We start from the raw sequence: 14,510 nt of genomic DNA on the forward strand, positions 1-14,510 counted from the left end.
GGTCACAGCTTGCGCAGGCTGAGCCGCTGCACCTTGTGGTCCGCGCCCTTGCGCACGACGAGGGTCGCCCGGCCGCGGGTGGGGGCCACGTTCTCCACCAGGTTGGGCTTGTTGATGGTCCGCCAGGTCGTGCGGGCGTAGTCGAGCGCCTCCTCCTCGGAGACCTGCGTGTACTTGCGGAAGTACGACGACGGGTTCTGGAAGGCGGTGGCGCGCAGCTTCTTGAAGCGGCTGAGGTACCAGTGCTCGATGTCCTCGGTACGGGCGTCGACGTACACGCTGAAGTCGAAGTAGTCGGCGAGGCCGACGCGGGTGCGGCCGTCCTTGCCGGGCAGCGCGGGCTGGAGCACGTTCAGGCCCTCGACGATGAGGATGTCGGGGCGCCGGACCGTGAGTTTTCGGCCGGGCACGATGTCGTAGATCAGGTGCGAGTAGACGGGCGCCGTCACCTCGTCCTTGCCCGCCTTGATGTCCGCGACGAACCGGGTCAGGGCCCGGCGGTCGTAGGACTCGGGGAAACCTTTCCGCGACATCAGCCCGCGGGCCTCCAGCTCCTTGGTGGGGAGCAGGAAGCCGTCCGTGGTGACCAGTTCGACGCGCGGGTGCTCGGGCCAGCGGGAGAGCAGGGCCTGGAGCAGACGGGCGACGGTGGACTTCCCGACGGCGACCGAACCGGCGACGCCTATGACGAACGGGGTGCCCGCCTGGGAGCCCGTCTCGCCGAGGAACGTGTTCAGGGCGCCTCTGAGCCCGTCCGTGGCGCCGACGTACAGATTGAGCAGTCTGGACAGCGGCAGATAGACGTCCCGCACTTCGTCGAGGTCGATGACATCGCCCAGGCCGCGCAGCTTCTCGACCTCCTCGGCGGTCAGCGGGAGCGGCGTCTTGTCGCGCAGCGCGCTCCACTCGGCACGGGTGAGGTCGACGTAGGGAGTCGCCTCCGGCTTGGACCGGTGGGCGCTCCGCGGCGACGAGGAGGAGACCGGAGAGATCACAGTCCATTGTTACGGGAGTATGGACGCGATGGAGGGTGGGGTCCGTCACGCGGGGTGACCCGGCCGCCCGCAACGGCGCCCTGCGGTCGTGCGAAAGGCGGCCGCAATTTCCGATATCGGGCACGGGATGCCGGGAACGGGCGGGCGTGGGCCCGTACGCTGCCGCCATGTGCGGAATCGTGGGATACGTGGGGTCGCAGTCGGCGCTTGACGTGGTGATGGCCGGACTGAAGCGGCTGGAGTACCGGGGATACGACTCGGCGGGCGTCGCCGTGACATCGGACGGCGGGCTCGCCGCCGCGAAGAAGGCGGGCAAGCTCGTCAACCTGGAGAAGGAGCTGGTCGACCGGCCGCTGCCGACCGGCACGACGGGCATCGGGCACACCCGCTGGGCCACGCACGGCGGTCCCACCGACGCCAACGCGCACCCGCACCTCGACAACGCGGGCCGCGTAGCCGTCGTCCACAACGGCATCATCGAGAACTTCGCCGCGCTCCGCGCCGAACTCGCCGAGCGCGGGCACGAACTGGCCTCCGAGACCGACACGGAGGTCGTCGCCCACCTGCTCGCCGAGGAGTTCTCCTCCTGCGCCGACCTCGCGGAGGCCATGCGGCTGGTGTGCCTGCGCCTGGAGGGCGCGTTCACCCTCGTCGCGGTGCACGCCGACGAGCCGGACGTGGTCGTCGGGGCGCGCCGGAACTCGCCCCTCGTCGTCGGTGTCGGGGAGGGCGAGGCCTTCCTCGCCTCGGACGTCGCCGCGTTCATCGCCCACACCCGCTCCGCCGTCGAACTCGGCCAGGACCAGGTCGTGGAGCTGCGCCGCGACGGCGTCACCGTCACCGGCTTCGACGGCCGGCCCGCCGAAGTGCGCTCGTACCATGTGGACTGGGACGCCTCGGCCGCCGAGAAGGGCGGCTACGACTACTTCATGCTCAAGGAGATCGCCGAACAGCCCAAGGCGGTCGCCGACACCCTGCTCGGGCGCATCGACACGGCCGGTTCGCTGACCCTGGACGAGGTGCGCATTCCCACAGGGGTGCTGCGCGAGGTCGACAAGGTCGTCATCGTCGCGTGCGGCACCGCCTTCCACGCGGGGATGATCGCGAAGTACGCCATCGAGCACTGGACGCGCATCCCCTGCGAGGTCGAGCTGGCCAGCGAGTTCCGCTACCGCGACCCGATCCTCGCCCCGCGCACCCTCGTCATCGCCATCTCGCAGTCCGGCGAGACGATGGACACCCTGATGGCGCTGCGGCACGCCCGCGAGCAGGGCTCCAAGGTGCTGGCGATCTGCAACACCAACGGCTCGACCATCCCCCGAGAGTCGGACGCCGTGCTGTACACGCACGCCGGCCCCGAGGTCGCCGTCGCGTCCACCAAGGCGTTCCTGACGCAGCTCGTCGCCTGCTACCTGGTGGCGCTCTACCTGGGCCAGGTGCGGGGCACCAAGTGGGGTGACGAGATCCAGGCCGTCATCCGCGAGCTGTCCCGGATCTCCCGCGAGGTCGAGCGGGTCCTGGAGACCATGGAGCCGGTACGGGAACTCGCGCGCTCCCTCGCCGACAAGGACACCGTCCTCTTCCTGGGCCGCCACGTGGGCTACCCGGTCGCCCTCGAAGGCGCCCTCAAGCTGAAGGAACTGGCGTACATGCACGCCGAGGGCTTCGCGGCGGGCGAGCTCAAGCACGGGCCGATCGCGCTCATCGAGGAGGACATGCCGGTCGTGGTCGTGGTGCCGTCCCCGCGCGGGCGCTCGGTCCTGCACGACAAGATCGTGTCCAACATCCAGGAGATCCGGGCCCGCGGCGCCCGCACCATCGTCATCGCGGAGGAGGGCGACGAGGCGGTGGTCCCGTACGCGGACCATCTGATCCGCATCCCGGCCACCCCGACCCTGCTCCAGCCGCTGGTGTCCACGGTTCCCCTCCAGGTGTTCGCCTGCGAGCTGGCGACGGCCCGCGGGAACGAGGTGGACCAGCCGCGGAACCTCGCCAAGTCGGTGACGGTGGAGTGAGCGGGCCCGTGGCACGGCCCGCCCCTTTAGGGTGCGGGGCATGAGCATCATCGGGGTCGGTATCGACGTGGCCGAGATCGACCGGTTCCGGGCGGCGCTGGAACGCACGCCCGGACTGGCCGAACGGGTCTTTGTGGAACAGGAGTTGTACCTGTCGAGCGGCGAACGCAGGGGCATCGCCTCGCTGGCCGCCCGCTTCGCCGCCAAGGAGGCGCTCGCCAAGGCGCTGGGTGCCCCGGCCGGACTGCACTGGACCGACGCCGAGGTCTACGTCGAGACCAGCGGCCAGCCGCGCCTGCGGGTGAAGGGCACGGTGGCCGCCCGGGCGGCCGAACTCGGCGTGAGCTCGTGGCACGTGTCGCTGAGCCATGACGCCGGGGTGGCCTCGGCGGTGGTGGTGGCCGAAGGGTAGGGGGTTTCGTTTGGATCGGCCCGGGTCCGCGACGCCCGGCACGGCACCTCGCCGCGTTGTCGGAGCACCCGAGTACACCCAGTACGCAGGTGATCCTCCGCCTTGCGATGCACCGCACCGGACGCCGCGGCCTGATCCGACCTGATCCGAACGAAACCCCCCAAGCCCGGCCCGGTGCGCGGGGCGGGCGCGGGTGACGCGCGCGGGCCGCGCGGCGGGCGCCGGTGCGGGAGACTCGGCGTATGCGTACTGCGTACAGCGTGGAGACCGTGAGAACCGCCGAGCGGGAGCTGATGGCACGGCTGCCCGAGGGAGCGTTGATGCAACGCGCCGCCGCCGGACTGGCCGCGACGTGCGCGGAGTTGCTGGGGCGGGTGTACGGCAGCCGGGTGGTGCTGCTGATCGGCAGTGGCGACAACGGCGGCGACGCCCTCTACGCGGGGGCGCGCCTCGCCCGCCGCGGGGCGGGCGTCACGGCGGTGCTGCTCGCCCCCGACCGGACGCACCCCGGGGGACTGGCCGCGCTGCGCCGCGCGGGCGGTGCCGTGACATCGGGGGTCCCGGCCGACGGCGCCGGGGCCGCGCCGCGGGCCGTCGAGGAGCCGATCGGCCGCGCCGACCTTGTCGTCGACGGCATCGTGGGCATCGGCGGCAAGGGCGGACTGCGCCCCGACGCCGCACCGCTGGCCGCGCTCCTGCGCGACTCCCGCGCGGTCGTCGTCGCCGTCGACCTGCCCAGCGGCGTCGAGGCGGACACCGGAGAGGTCCTCGGCGAGGCCGTCCGCGCCGATCTCACGGTGACCTTCGGGACGCACAAGCCGGGGCTGCTCGTCGATCCGGCACGCGAGTACGCCGGTTCCGTACGCCTCGTCGACATCGGGCTCACGCTGCCCGCCGAGGCCGGACTGGAGGCGCTCCAGCACGCCGACGTCGCCGCCCGGCTGCCACTGCCGGGGGCGGCGAGCGACAAGTACCGGCGCGGTGTCGTCGGAATCGCCGCCGGGTCCGCGCGCTACCCCGGAGCGGCCGTCCTCGCCGTCTCCGGCGCGTTGCGCGGCGGAGCGGGCGCCGTACGGTACGTCGGGCCCGCCGGGGACGCCGTCATCGCCCGCTTCCCCGAGACGCTCGTGTCCGACGGGGGCCCCGCGCGGGCCGGACGGGTCCAGGCCTGGGTCGTGGGGCCCGGGGCGGGGGACGACGCGTCGGCGGTCGCCGAGGTGCTCGCCGCGGACGTGCCGGTGCTGGTGGACGCGGACGGACTGCGGCTCGCCGACCGGGCCGCCGTCCGCGCCCGCACCGCGCCCACCCTGATGACCCCGCACGCCGGGGAGGCGGCCGCGCTGCTCGGTGTCCCGCGCGAGTCGGTCGAGGCCTCCCGGCTGTCCTCCGCACGGGAGCTCGCCCGGCTGTACGGGGCGACGGTGCTGCTCAAGGGGGCGACCACGCTGGTCGCCGACGCGGACGGCGGGCCGGTGCGGGTGAACCCGACCGGGACGGCGTGGCTCGCCACCGCGGGGAGCGGTGACGTGCTCTCGGGCCTGGCCGGGTCGCTGCTCGCGGCCGGGCTGTCCCCGCTGGACGCGGGCAGCGTCGCCGCCTACCTCCACGGGCTCGCGGGACGCTTCGCCGCGGACGGCGCGCCCGCCGGCGCCCACGACGTGGCCGAGGCCCTCCCGGAGGCGTGGCGCGACGTCCGCGCCTGAGAGGGCGGCGGGCCGGCGCGGGTCTTCCGGCGTTCGTGGAGCGGTGTTGACCGGATCGGGGGACCCGGTCCGCGCGGCGCACCCGCCCGCGCGGGCCCGTTGCGTTCGCTGATCGCATGATGAGCGGACGAATGACGCGCCGCGGCGCCGCGGTGCTGCTGGCCACACTGGTCGCCCTGCCCGCGGTCCCGGCGGCGGCGGAGCCGGGACCCGTGGCCCCCGGCCCGGGGTCCGACCACACTGTCGCGGGCGCCGCCGCGGCGTGCACCAAGCAGACGGGCCCCTATCAGCGGCAGGTGGAGCGCGGGCTCGGCCTGAAGGCGGACGGAAAGCAGTCGCCCGCCGACTGCCGGGCCGTCCGTGCGTTCCAGAAGCGGTACGCGATCAAACCGGACGTCGGCTTCGCGGGACCCGTCACCTGGACCCGGATCCAACAGCTCGCGGGCATGAAGAACCCGAACGCGGCGGGCAAGTGCCCGGTGCGCTCGTACCGCGTCGCCTGCGTGGACCTGACCCGCCAGCTCTCCTGGGTGCAGAAGGGGACGAAGGTGCTGTGGGGCCCGGTGCCGATGCGCAGCGGGCAGGCCGGCTACCGGACCCGCACCGGCTGGTTCACGGTCTACTGGAAGCACGAGAACCACTGGTCGACGCTGTACAACACCCCCATGCCGTACAGCCAGTTCTTCAGCGGGGGACAGGCCTTCCACGCCGTCCGGGGCAGCGTCCACAACCCCGACGGCTCGTGGGGCTGCGTCAATCTCCGGCTCGCGGACGCCCGCAAGCTGTGGGACGTCCTGAAGAAGGGCGACCATGTGTACGTGTGGGGCCGCAGGCCGGGGACCTGATGAGGAGCCGCCGGACGGGCGCCGGCGGTACCGGCGCCGAAGGGCTGTCCGACCCCTCTGAGACACTGGGGGCGCGATGAACGAGACAGCACCCCTGCGCGCCCGTGCCGAGATCGACCTGGCCGCCCTGCGTGCCAACGTACGGACCCTGCGTGCCCACGCGCCGTCCGCTGCCCTGATGGCCGTGGTCAAGTCCGACGCGTACGGCCACGGGGCGGTGCCCTGTGCCCGCGCGGCGCGCGAGGCGGGCGCCACCTGGCTGGGCACCGCCACGCCCGAGGAGGCCCTCGCCCTGCGGGAGGCCGGACTGCCCGGGCGCATCATGTGCTGGCTCTGGACACCGGGCGGCCCCTGGGAGCGCGCCGTCGAGGCCGACCTCGATGTCTCCGTCAGCGGCATGTGGGCCCTGCGGGAGGTCGTGGAGGCGGCCGGACGCGTCGGCAGAGCGGCCCGCGTCCAGCTCAAGGCCGACACCGGCCTCGGGCGCAACGGCTGCCAGCCCGCCGACTGGCCGGAACTGGTCGCCCACGCCCTGGACGCGCAGGCCCGGGGACTCGTCGAGGTCACCGGCCTCTGGTCGCACTTCGCCTGCGCGGACGAGCCGGGACACCCGTCCATCCAGGCCCAACTCGCCCTGTTCCGCGAGATGGTGGCGTACGCCGAACAGCGGGGCGCCCGCCCCGAGGTGCGGCACATCGCCAACTCGCCCGCCACACTGACGATTCCCGACAGCCACTTCGACCTGGTCCGCACCGGGATCGCGGTGTACGGCGTCTCACCGAGCCCGGAGCTCGGCACACCGGCCGACTTCGGGCTGCGCCCGGTGATGACGCTGAGCGCGTCGCTCGCGCTGGTCAAGCACGTCCCGGCGGGGCACGGCGTGAGCTACGGCCACCACTACACGACACCCGGCGACACCACCCTCGGCCTGGTGCCCGTGGGCTACGCGGACGGCATCCCGCGGCACGCCTCCGGCACCGGACCGGTCCTGGTCGGCGGCAAGTGGCGCACGGTGGCGGGCCGGGTCGCCATGGACCAGTTCGTCGTCGACCTCGGCGGGGACGAGCCCGAGCCCGGCGCGGAGGCGGTCCTGTTCGGCCCCGGCGACCGCGGCGAGCCGACCGCCGAGGACTGGGCCCGCGCGGCGGGCACGATCGCCTACGAAATCGTCACCCGGATCGGAACCCGCGTTCCCCGCGTCTACGTGAAGGTGAACGAGGAACGAGACGGGTAGCAGGACGGGTGACACGGGCGGCCGGATACGCGCCTGACCCCGGCGGCCATGAGCGGCGCGGCGGGCGGACGGCCAGGAGCACAGGCCCGGGAGCCCGGAGCGAACAGCACGTGGCGCAAGGCCGAGAGCCCAGAGCGAAGAGGAGCTGGACGTGAGCGAGAGCAGCGCGGGGGCCGTCGCGAGTGCGGCCTCGGCCGCCGCCTCCGCCGGGAACTGGCGCAAGGCCGGTGTGGCCGGTGCCGCGATAGGTGTCGTGGCCGCGGGCGCCGCCGCGGGAGTCGCCATAGAGCGGCTCACGGTCGGCCGGAGCATGCGCAGGAAGGCCCGCCTCGCGCTCGACTCGGCGGGTCCGTACGGCGCGCTGCGCGGCACTCCCGGCAAGGCGTACGCCGACGACGGCACCGAGCTCTACTACGAGGTCGACGACCCCGAGCCGGAGGCCCCGCTCGCCCCGCGCCGCCGCCGGCTCTTCGGCCGCAAGGCCCCGGCGCCCGTCACCGTCGTCTTCAGCCACGGTTACTGCCTCAACCAGGACTCCTGGCACTTCCAGCGCGCCGCGCTGCGAGGTGTCGTACGGACCGTGCACTGGGACCAGCGCAGCCACGGACGGTCCGGGCGGGGTACCGCCCAGCTGGAGGAGCGCACCCCGGTCACCATCGACCAGCTCGGCCGCGACCTGAAGGCCGTCATCGACGCGGCCGTCCCCGAGGGCCCGATCGTGCTCGTCGGGCACTCCATGGGCGGCATGACCGTGATGGCCCTCGCCGACCAGTACCCCGAACTGGTCCGCGACCGGGTCGTCGCGGTCGCCCTGGTGGGCACGTCGTCGGGACGGCTCGGAGAGGTCAACTTCGGACTGCCGCTCGCCGGCGTCAACGCCGTACGGCGGGTGCTGCCGGGCGTGCTGCGCGCGCTCGGGCAGCAGGCGGCGCTGGTGGAGCGGGGACGCCGGGCGACGGCCGACCTGTTCGCCGGGGTCATCAAGCGGTACTCGTTCGCGGGCCGGGACGTCGATCCCGCCGTGGAGCGCTTCGCGGAGCGGATGATCGAGGGCACCCCGATCGACGTGGTCGCCGAGTTCTACCCGGCGTTCACCGACCACGACAAGACCGAGGCGCTCGCCCGCTTCGCCGACCTGCCCGTCCTCGTCCTCGCCGGGGTCAAGGACCTGGTGACGCCGAGCGAGCACAGCGAGGCCATCGCCGATCTGCTGCCGGACGCCGAGCTGGTCCTCGTGCCCGACGCGGGGCACCTGGTGATGCTGGAGCACCCCGAGGTCGTCATAGACCGCCTTGCCGACCTGCTGATGCGCGCGGGTGCCGTGCCGGCAGGGGCTACCGTGGGTGGCTATGGAAGCACCAGCAGCACCGCACAACCCGGCTGAGCCCGCGCAGCACGGAGTCGGCGTGCAGATCACCGTCAGCTCCCCCGAACAGATGCAGGAGCTGGGCCGCCGGCTCGCCAAGCTGCTGCGCCCGGGCGACCTCGTGATGCTCAACGGCGAGCTCGGCGCGGGCAAGACCACGCTGACCCGCGGTCTCGGCGAGGGGCTCGGCGTCCGGGGCGCGGTCACCTCCCCGACCTTCGTCATCGCCCGCGTCCACCCGTCGCTGGGCGACGGACCCCCGCTCGTGCACGTGGACGCGTACCGCCTCGGCGGCGGGCTCGACGAGATGGAGGACCTCGACCTCGACGTCTCGTTGTCCGACTCGGTGATCGTCGTGGAGTGGGGCGAGGGCAAGGTCGAGGAGCTGACGGACGACCGTCTGCACGTCGTCATCCACCGCGCCGTCGGCGACACCACCGACGAGGTCCGGCACGTCACCGTGACGGGCCTGGGCGACCGCTGGGCGCCGGTGGACCTGAGCGTGCTCGCGTCCTGACGGCAGTACCCCTGCGGGTGCGCCCGGTCCGCTCTTCGACGGCATCGCTGCCGGTGAACGTTCCGACAAGACGTCGGCAAGATATTGCGTTCGGTGTCCCGGGCATGGTGACATGGAGCAAGACCGTAGTTAGGGCTACCTAACCACGCTTGCCGCCGAAGCCCCAGGAGGCGTCCATGTCGGCTTCAGAACGTGACGTGCCGGCTCAGCCGCGCGGGGTGGCCGGGGTGTCGATGCGGGACCTGCTGGCGTCGTGCGCCGCGGCCGAGGCGGTGTCCCGCCCGCCGAGGGAGCCGGAGCCGCTCCCCGAGGTTCCGGTGACCGGACAGCCCCGCAAGGCCGCTTGACGTCCCACGAAAGGGTTGTTCTGCGAGACCTCTTCGCCGAGGGCCCGCCGACGCCCCGCGACGGGCGGCACGGCGCGGCCGTGACGGCCCTCGGGCGGGCCGGTGGACCGTGGGCAACGAGTGACCGGGCCGGTGGACGGTCGGGTGGTCCGCGACCGTGTCCATGGACGGTCGAGCGGCCCGCGACCGGGCCCGTGGACGGCAGGCGGTGGCCGACAAGTGGTCTGCGAACCGGTCCGGCGGCCCGTCTCCCGGTCAGCGGATGACGACGACCTTCACGCCGATCGTCGCGAACGACCACATCGCGTCACCGTCCGCACGGGTCTCGCGGATGCCGCCGAGCTTCTTGGTGGGGTCCGGGGCTTCCGTCGAGCCGTTCACCGCCGCGCTGAAGCCGATGGCGATGCCGTCGACCAGGTGGAACCGCACGACGTGCTCGATCTGCGCGCCGTCCGATCCGGAGACCGCCCGCGCCCGTGAGGTGACGGCGTAGGTGCCCGCGGCCGGGTCCAGCGTCCCGGGCGTCACCTTGAAGGTGCGCCGGACCTTGTTGTTCGCGCCGACCAGCCACACCCGGTCGTCGTCGGTCGAGTACACGACCCGCTCGCCCCGGCCGGACTGCGCGGGCAGGGCCGCCGGGTTCTTCTTGTCGCGGGGGGCCTTCGAGGTGGCGGCCTTGGGGGAGGCGCCGGCCTGCGGCTTGCCCAGGGTGTCCGGCACGCTCGCGGACGCCTGGTAGGCGAGGAAGCCGACTGCGGCGACCGCCGCCACGGTGAGCCCGGCCACGAATCCCGAGCTGCTCCTAGCCACCTTGTGTGCCCACCTCTCGTACTTCGTACGTCCTTGCTGTGACGGTAGCAGCAGGGATGCGGGAGACCGGGGCGGCCGTACGTCCGGCTCGGGCGCCGTAGGCTGTTTGCGTGCTCTTGCTCGCTCTGGATACCGCCACCCCCGCCGTGACCGTCGCGCTGCACGACGGCACGTCCGTCATCGCCTCGTCGAGCCAGGTCGACGCGCGCCGCCACGGGGAGCTGCTCCTCCCGGCCGTGGACCGCGTGCTCGCCGAGGCGGGCCACCGGCTCGACGCCGTCACCGGCATCGTCGTCGGCGTGGGCCCCGGCCCGTACACCGGCCTGCGCGTCGGCCTGATGACCGCCGACACCTTCGGACTCGCACTCGGCGTGCCGGTGCACGGCGTGTGCACCCTCGACGCGCTCGCGTACGCGGCCGACATCGACGGCCCCTTCGTCGCGGCGACGGACGCCCGCCGCAAGGAGGTCTACTGGGCGCGCTACGCCGACCGGCGCACCCGCGTCACCGACCCCGCCGTGGACCGCCCCGGCGACCTGGACGTCGGCGGGCTGCCCGCTGTCGGAGCGGGCGCGCTGCTCTACCCCGACACCTTCCCGGACGCGCACGCGCCCGAGCACGTCTCGGCGGCGGCGATGGCCTCGCTGGCCGCGGAACGGCTCGCCGCGGGCGTCGAACTGGAGGCGCCCCGGCCGCTCTACCTGCGCCGGCCGGACGCCCAGGTGCCCAAGAACTACAAGGTGGTCACCCCCAAGTGACCGACCACCCGTCTCCTGGAAGCCGCCCTCCGACCACGCCGCCGCCCGGCGGGGTCGACGTGCGCGAGATGCGCTGGTGGGACATCGATCCCGTACTGGAACTGGAGAAGGACCTCTTCCCCGAGGACGCCTGGTCCCGGGGCATGTTCTGGTCCGAGCTGGCCCACGCGCGCGGGCCCGAGGCGACGCGTCGGTACGTCGTGGCCCTCGACGGGGGGCGGCTCGTCGGGTACGCCGGACTCGCCGCCGCGGGCGACCTGGGCGACGTGCAGACCATCGCCGTCGCCCGCGACCAGTGGGGCACCGGGCTCGGCGCCCGGCTGCTCACCGAGCTGCTGCGTGCCGCGACCGCGTTCGAGTGCGCCCAGGTGATGCTCGAATGCCGGGTGGACAACGTCCGCGCGCAGAAGCTCTACGAGCGCTTCGGCTTCGAAGCCATCGGCGTCCGGCGCGGCTACTACCAGCCGGGGAACGTCGACGCCCTGGTCATGCGACTCAACACGGCTGCGGACAGCGGCCCGGGAGCGGGCTCCCCCTCAGCAAACGGCGGACAAGGAACAGAGAGCAATGGCTGACGAACCACTCGTCCTCGGTATCGAGACCTCCTGCGACGAGACCGGCGTCGGCATCGTCCGCGGCACCACGCTGCTCGCGGACGCGATCGCGTCCAGCGTCGACGAGCACGCCCGGTTCGGCGGGGTCGTGCCCGAGGTCGCCTCCCGGGCCCACCTGGAGGCGATGGTGCCGACCATCGACCGCGCGCTGAAGGAGGCGGGGGTCAGCGCCCGTGACCTCGACGGCATCGCGGTGACCGCGGGCCCCGGCCTCGCCGGTGCGCTGCTCGTCGGCGTCTCCGCGGCGAAGGCGTACGCGTACGCGCTCGGCAAGCCGCTGTACGGCGTCAACCACCTCGCCTCCCACATCTGCGTGGACCAGCTGGAGCACGGTGCGCTGCCGGAGCCGACCATGGCGCTCCTCGTCTCGGGCGGGCACTCCTCGCTGCTGCTGTCCTCGGACATCACGTCCGACGTGCGGCCGATGGGCGCGACCATCGACGACGCCGCGGGCGAGGCGTTCGACAAGATCGCGCGCGTGCTGAACCTCGGCTTCCCGGGCGGCCCGGTCATCGACCGGTACGCCAAGGAGGGTGACCCGCAGGCGATCGCGTTCCCGCGCGGGCTCACCGGGCCGCGCGATCCCGCGTACGACTTCTCGTTCTCCGGTCTGAAGACCGCCGTGGCCCGCTGGATCGAGGCGCGGCGGGCGGCGGGGGAGGAGGTGCCGGTGCGTGACGTGGCGGCTTCCTTCCAGGAGGCGGTCGTGGACGTGCTGACCCGCAAGGCCGTACGGGCCTGCAAGGACGAGGGCGTCGACCACCTCATGATCGGCGGCGGTGTGGCCGCCAACTCCCGGCTGCGTGCGCTCGCCGCGGAGCGCTGCGAGGCGGCCGGGATCCGGCTGCGGGTGCCGCGGCCCAAGCTGTGCACGGACAACGGCGCCATGGTGGCCGCCCTCGGCGCGGAGATGGTGGCGCGCAACCGGGCCGCCTCCGACTGGGACCTCTCCGCCGACTCGTCCCTCCCGGTGACCGACCCGCACGTGCCCGGCCAGGCACACACCCACTCCCACGACCACGTGCACGAGGTCAGCAAGGAGAACCTGTACTCGTGACCGTCGCCCTGATGTGGGAGGCACGGGCCGTGCCGGGGCGCGGGGAGGACCTGCTCGCCTGGGTGCGGGCGCAGGAACTGTCCGGCGCACCGCTGCGCCGGGAGACCCTGCGGGCTCCCCAGGACCGGGTGCTCGTCATCACCTGGTGGGACGCCGCGTACGACGCGGTGCTGCCGGAACTGCCCGAACCCGACGGGGGGTTGGTGACCCGGGCGGTGCACCGGTGGAGGTTCGAGGCGGTGTCCTGAGCGCGTTCCGCGGGGGAGTCCCGGACGGTGTCCGGGACGGGTGCCTCGGGGTCGGCCGGTCCGGACTTCCCGTGGACCACTGTTTTCCGGAAGACTCCTGCAAAGTTTCGCCTGCGCGTATGGAACCGTAGGGGGCGACCTGACACGTCGACGGAGGTGGGCGCAGTGGCCCGGGAGAGCATCAGGAACAAGGTGACGATCACCGAGATCGCCCGGCAGGCCGGGGTCTCGGTGCCCACCGTGTCGCGTGTCGTCAACGGCCGCTCGGACGTGTCCCCGGAGACCCGGGCCCGGATCGAGGACCTGCTGCGGCACCACGGCTACCGGCGCAAGCCGTCCGCGCCGGGGGACCGGGCCGCCCTCGTCGACCTCGTCTTCAACGACCTCGACAGCCCCTGGGCGGTGGAGATCATCCGAGGGGTCGAGGACGTCGCGCACGCCGCGGGCGTGGGCACGGTGGTCTCCGCGATCCACGGCGCCTCGGGCTCCGCCCGGCAGTGGATGACCAATCTGCGCGCCCGCGCCTCGGACGGCGTGATCCTGGTGACCTCCGTCCTCGAACCGCGGCTGCACGAGGAGCTGCGGCGCCTCGGTGTGCCGCTCGTCGTCATCGACCCCGCGGGGTCGCCGTCCCTGGACGCGCCCACCGTCGGCGCCACCAACTGGGCCGGCGGCATGGCCGCCACGGAGCATCTGCTGGGTCTCGGCCACCGCCGGATCGGCTTCGTCGCCGGGCCCCCGCGGCTGCTCTGCTCGCGGGCCCGCCTCGACGGCTACCGGGCCGCGCTGGAGGGCGCGGGTGTCGAGGTCGACGACGCCCTGATCGTGCCGGGCGACTTCTACCACCAGGCCGGTTTCGACGGCTGCAACACCCTGCTCGACCTGGCCGGACCGCCGACCGCGCTGTTCGCCGCCAGCGACCAGATGGCGCTCGGCGCGATCGAGGCGCTGCGCCGCCGCGGCCTGCGGGTGCCCGAGGACATGAGCGTCGTCGGGTTCGACGACCTGCCCGAGGTCCGCTGGTCGTCGCCGCCGCTGACGACCGTGCGCCAGCCGCTGGCCGACATGGGCAAGCTGGCCACGCGCACGGTGCTGCGGCTCGCACTCGGCGAGGAGCCGGCCTCGCCCCGGGTGGAGCTCGCGACCGAGCTGGTCGTGCGGGCGAGCACGGCGGCGCCGGCCGTCTGAGCCGGCCGCCCGTCGCCGTTCGACCGGCTCGCGGGCGCGCCGGTTCGGGTCTCCGCCGCCGCGGACCGCCCCGACGCCGGCGGGCCTCGGCCCGCGGCCGCCCATGCCCTTCCGGTGAGCCGTCCTCGGGCTCGCCTGCGTCCTTTCGGTGAGCCGTCCCCGGGCTCGCCTGCGTCCTTCCGGTGAGCCGTCCTCGGGCTCGCCTGCGTCCTTCCGGTGAGCCGTCCCCGGGGCCCGTCCGCATCCCGTTGCGGATATCCGCCGCGGCCGCTCGCGTCCCTTTCGGCGGGCCGTTCCCCGAGGTCGGCGAGGGGGCCGTGGCCCGCCGACTCCCATATTTGTCAGGAGCGTTGACATACCTGTCGCGCGCCCGTAACTTCCGTGCGCACTCGACCGATAAT

The 14,510-nt window shown here is 73.4% G+C and carries 15 protein-coding genes; 13 read left to right on the top strand and 2 right to left on the bottom strand.

The window, feature by feature from the left end; all coding sequences use genetic code 11:
- Window positions 1-2: 2 nt before the first annotated feature.
- Window positions 3-995 carry a type I pantothenate kinase gene (gene coaA / locus BKI49_RS22435; RefSeq protein ID WP_095936061.1) on the bottom strand — a complete coding sequence of 331 codons (993 nt, stop codon included), beginning with the start codon at window positions 993-995 and terminating at the stop codon, window positions 3-5.
- A gap of 167 nt (window positions 996-1,162) precedes the next feature.
- Here coaA and glmS point away from each other — a divergent pair, with 167 nt between their 5' ends.
- The 8 genes from glmS (at window position 1,163) to BKI49_RS35375 (ending at window position 9,434) form a co-directional block, all read left to right on the top strand.
- On the top strand, window positions 1,163-3,010 hold the full coding sequence (gene glmS, locus BKI49_RS22440; protein WP_095936062.1) for a glutamine--fructose-6-phosphate transaminase (isomerizing): 1,848 nt from the start codon (window positions 1,163-1,165) through the stop codon (window positions 3,008-3,010).
- Between the two features lie 40 nt (window positions 3,011-3,050).
- Window positions 3,051-3,422, top strand: a complete 372-nt coding sequence (locus tag BKI49_RS22445; RefSeq protein ID WP_095936063.1) for a holo-ACP synthase — start codon at window positions 3,051-3,053, stop codon at window positions 3,420-3,422.
- Window positions 3,423-3,664: 242 nt separating this feature from the next.
- Window positions 3,665-5,125 carry an NAD(P)H-hydrate dehydratase gene (locus tag BKI49_RS22450; protein WP_095936064.1) on the top strand — a complete coding sequence of 487 codons (1,461 nt, stop codon included), beginning with the start codon at window positions 3,665-3,667 and terminating at the stop codon, window positions 5,123-5,125.
- Between the two features lie 116 nt (window positions 5,126-5,241).
- Complete coding sequence (locus BKI49_RS22455; RefSeq protein WP_257004912.1) at window positions 5,242-5,970, top strand: L,D-transpeptidase family protein; 729 nt, start codon at window positions 5,242-5,244, stop codon at window positions 5,968-5,970.
- A 76-nt stretch (window positions 5,971-6,046) separates the two neighbouring features.
- Window positions 6,047-7,204, top strand: coding sequence for an alanine racemase (gene alr, locus BKI49_RS22460; protein ID WP_095936065.1), 1,158 nt, complete (start codon window positions 6,047-6,049; stop codon window positions 7,202-7,204).
- A gap of 151 nt (window positions 7,205-7,355) precedes the next feature.
- Window positions 7,356-8,588, top strand: a complete 1,233-nt coding sequence (locus BKI49_RS22465; protein WP_095936066.1) for an alpha/beta fold hydrolase — start codon at window positions 7,356-7,358, stop codon at window positions 8,586-8,588.
- Complete coding sequence (gene tsaE / locus BKI49_RS22470; protein ID WP_095936067.1) at window positions 8,554-9,087, top strand: tRNA (adenosine(37)-N6)-threonylcarbamoyltransferase complex ATPase subunit type 1 TsaE; 534 nt, start codon at window positions 8,554-8,556, stop codon at window positions 9,085-9,087. The genes BKI49_RS22465 and tsaE overlap by 35 nt, the downstream gene beginning before the upstream one ends.
- A gap of 176 nt (window positions 9,088-9,263) precedes the next feature.
- On the top strand, window positions 9,264-9,434 hold the full coding sequence (locus BKI49_RS35375) for a hypothetical protein (RefSeq protein ID WP_179332536.1): 171 nt from the start codon (window positions 9,264-9,266) through the stop codon (window positions 9,432-9,434).
- Window positions 9,435-9,689: 255 nt separating this feature from the next.
- On the opposite strand, the gene BKI49_RS22475 is transcribed toward BKI49_RS35375, so the two are convergent.
- Entirely contained in the window at window positions 9,690-10,244 is a 555-nt protein-coding gene (locus BKI49_RS22475; RefSeq protein ID WP_095936068.1) for a hypothetical protein, read from the bottom strand.
- Window positions 10,245-10,354: 110 nt separating this feature from the next.
- Here BKI49_RS22475 and tsaB point away from each other — a divergent pair, with 110 nt between their 5' ends.
- The 5 genes from tsaB (at window position 10,355) to BKI49_RS22500 (ending at window position 14,109) form a co-directional block, all read left to right on the top strand.
- Window positions 10,355-11,002 (top strand): tRNA (adenosine(37)-N6)-threonylcarbamoyltransferase complex dimerization subunit type 1 TsaB, encoded by a 648-nt coding sequence (gene tsaB, locus BKI49_RS22480; RefSeq protein ID WP_095936069.1) that lies wholly within the window; start codon window positions 10,355-10,357, stop codon window positions 11,000-11,002.
- 68 nt (window positions 11,003-11,070) lie between these two features.
- Complete coding sequence (gene rimI, locus BKI49_RS22485; protein ID WP_095936070.1) at window positions 11,071-11,577, top strand: ribosomal protein S18-alanine N-acetyltransferase; 507 nt, start codon at window positions 11,071-11,073, stop codon at window positions 11,575-11,577.
- On the top strand, window positions 11,570-12,673 hold the full coding sequence (tsaD, locus tag BKI49_RS22490; protein WP_095936071.1) for a tRNA (adenosine(37)-N6)-threonylcarbamoyltransferase complex transferase subunit TsaD: 1,104 nt from the start codon (window positions 11,570-11,572) through the stop codon (window positions 12,671-12,673). Before rimI ends, tsaD begins: the two co-directional genes overlap by 8 nt.
- Window positions 12,670-12,921, top strand: a complete 252-nt coding sequence (locus BKI49_RS22495; RefSeq protein ID WP_095936072.1) for a hypothetical protein — start codon at window positions 12,670-12,672, stop codon at window positions 12,919-12,921. The genes tsaD and BKI49_RS22495 overlap by 4 nt, the downstream gene beginning before the upstream one ends.
- Window positions 12,922-13,086: 165 nt before the next feature.
- Window positions 13,087-14,109, top strand: a complete 1,023-nt coding sequence (locus BKI49_RS22500) for a LacI family DNA-binding transcriptional regulator (protein WP_095936073.1) — start codon at window positions 13,087-13,089, stop codon at window positions 14,107-14,109.
- The last annotated feature ends 401 nt before the right edge of the window (window positions 14,110-14,510 follow it).

It is taken from the genome of Streptomyces sp. Tue6028 (assembly GCF_002300165.1).
Taxonomy (GTDB): Bacteria; Actinomycetota; Actinomycetes; order Streptomycetales; family Streptomycetaceae; genus Streptomyces; species Streptomyces siamensis.

Excerpts from the sequence above, each read along its gene's own strand:
- glmS (WP_095936062.1), top strand. The coding sequence starts at position 1,163 with ATGTGCGGAATCGTGGGATACGTGGGGTCGCAGTCGGCGCTTGACGTG.
- tsaD (WP_095936071.1), top strand. The coding sequence starts at position 11,570 with ATGGCTGACGAACCACTCGTCCTCGGTATCGAGACCTCCTGCGACGAG.
- BKI49_RS35375 (WP_179332536.1), top strand. The coding sequence starts at position 9,264 with ATGTCGGCTTCAGAACGTGACGTGCCGGCTCAGCCGCGCGGGGTGGCC.
- BKI49_RS22450 (WP_095936064.1), top strand. The coding sequence starts at position 3,665 with ATGCGTACTGCGTACAGCGTGGAGACCGTGAGAACCGCCGAGCGGGAG.
- tsaE (WP_095936067.1), top strand. The coding sequence starts at position 8,554 with ATGGAAGCACCAGCAGCACCGCACAACCCGGCTGAGCCCGCGCAGCAC.
- rimI (WP_095936070.1), top strand. The coding sequence starts at position 11,071 with ATGCGCTGGTGGGACATCGATCCCGTACTGGAACTGGAGAAGGACCTC.
- BKI49_RS22455 (WP_257004912.1), top strand. The coding sequence starts at position 5,242 with ATGATGAGCGGACGAATGACGCGCCGCGGCGCCGCGGTGCTGCTGGCC.
- BKI49_RS22445 (WP_095936063.1), top strand. The coding sequence starts at position 3,051 with ATGAGCATCATCGGGGTCGGTATCGACGTGGCCGAGATCGACCGGTTC.
- alr (WP_095936065.1), top strand. The coding sequence starts at position 6,047 with ATGAACGAGACAGCACCCCTGCGCGCCCGTGCCGAGATCGACCTGGCC.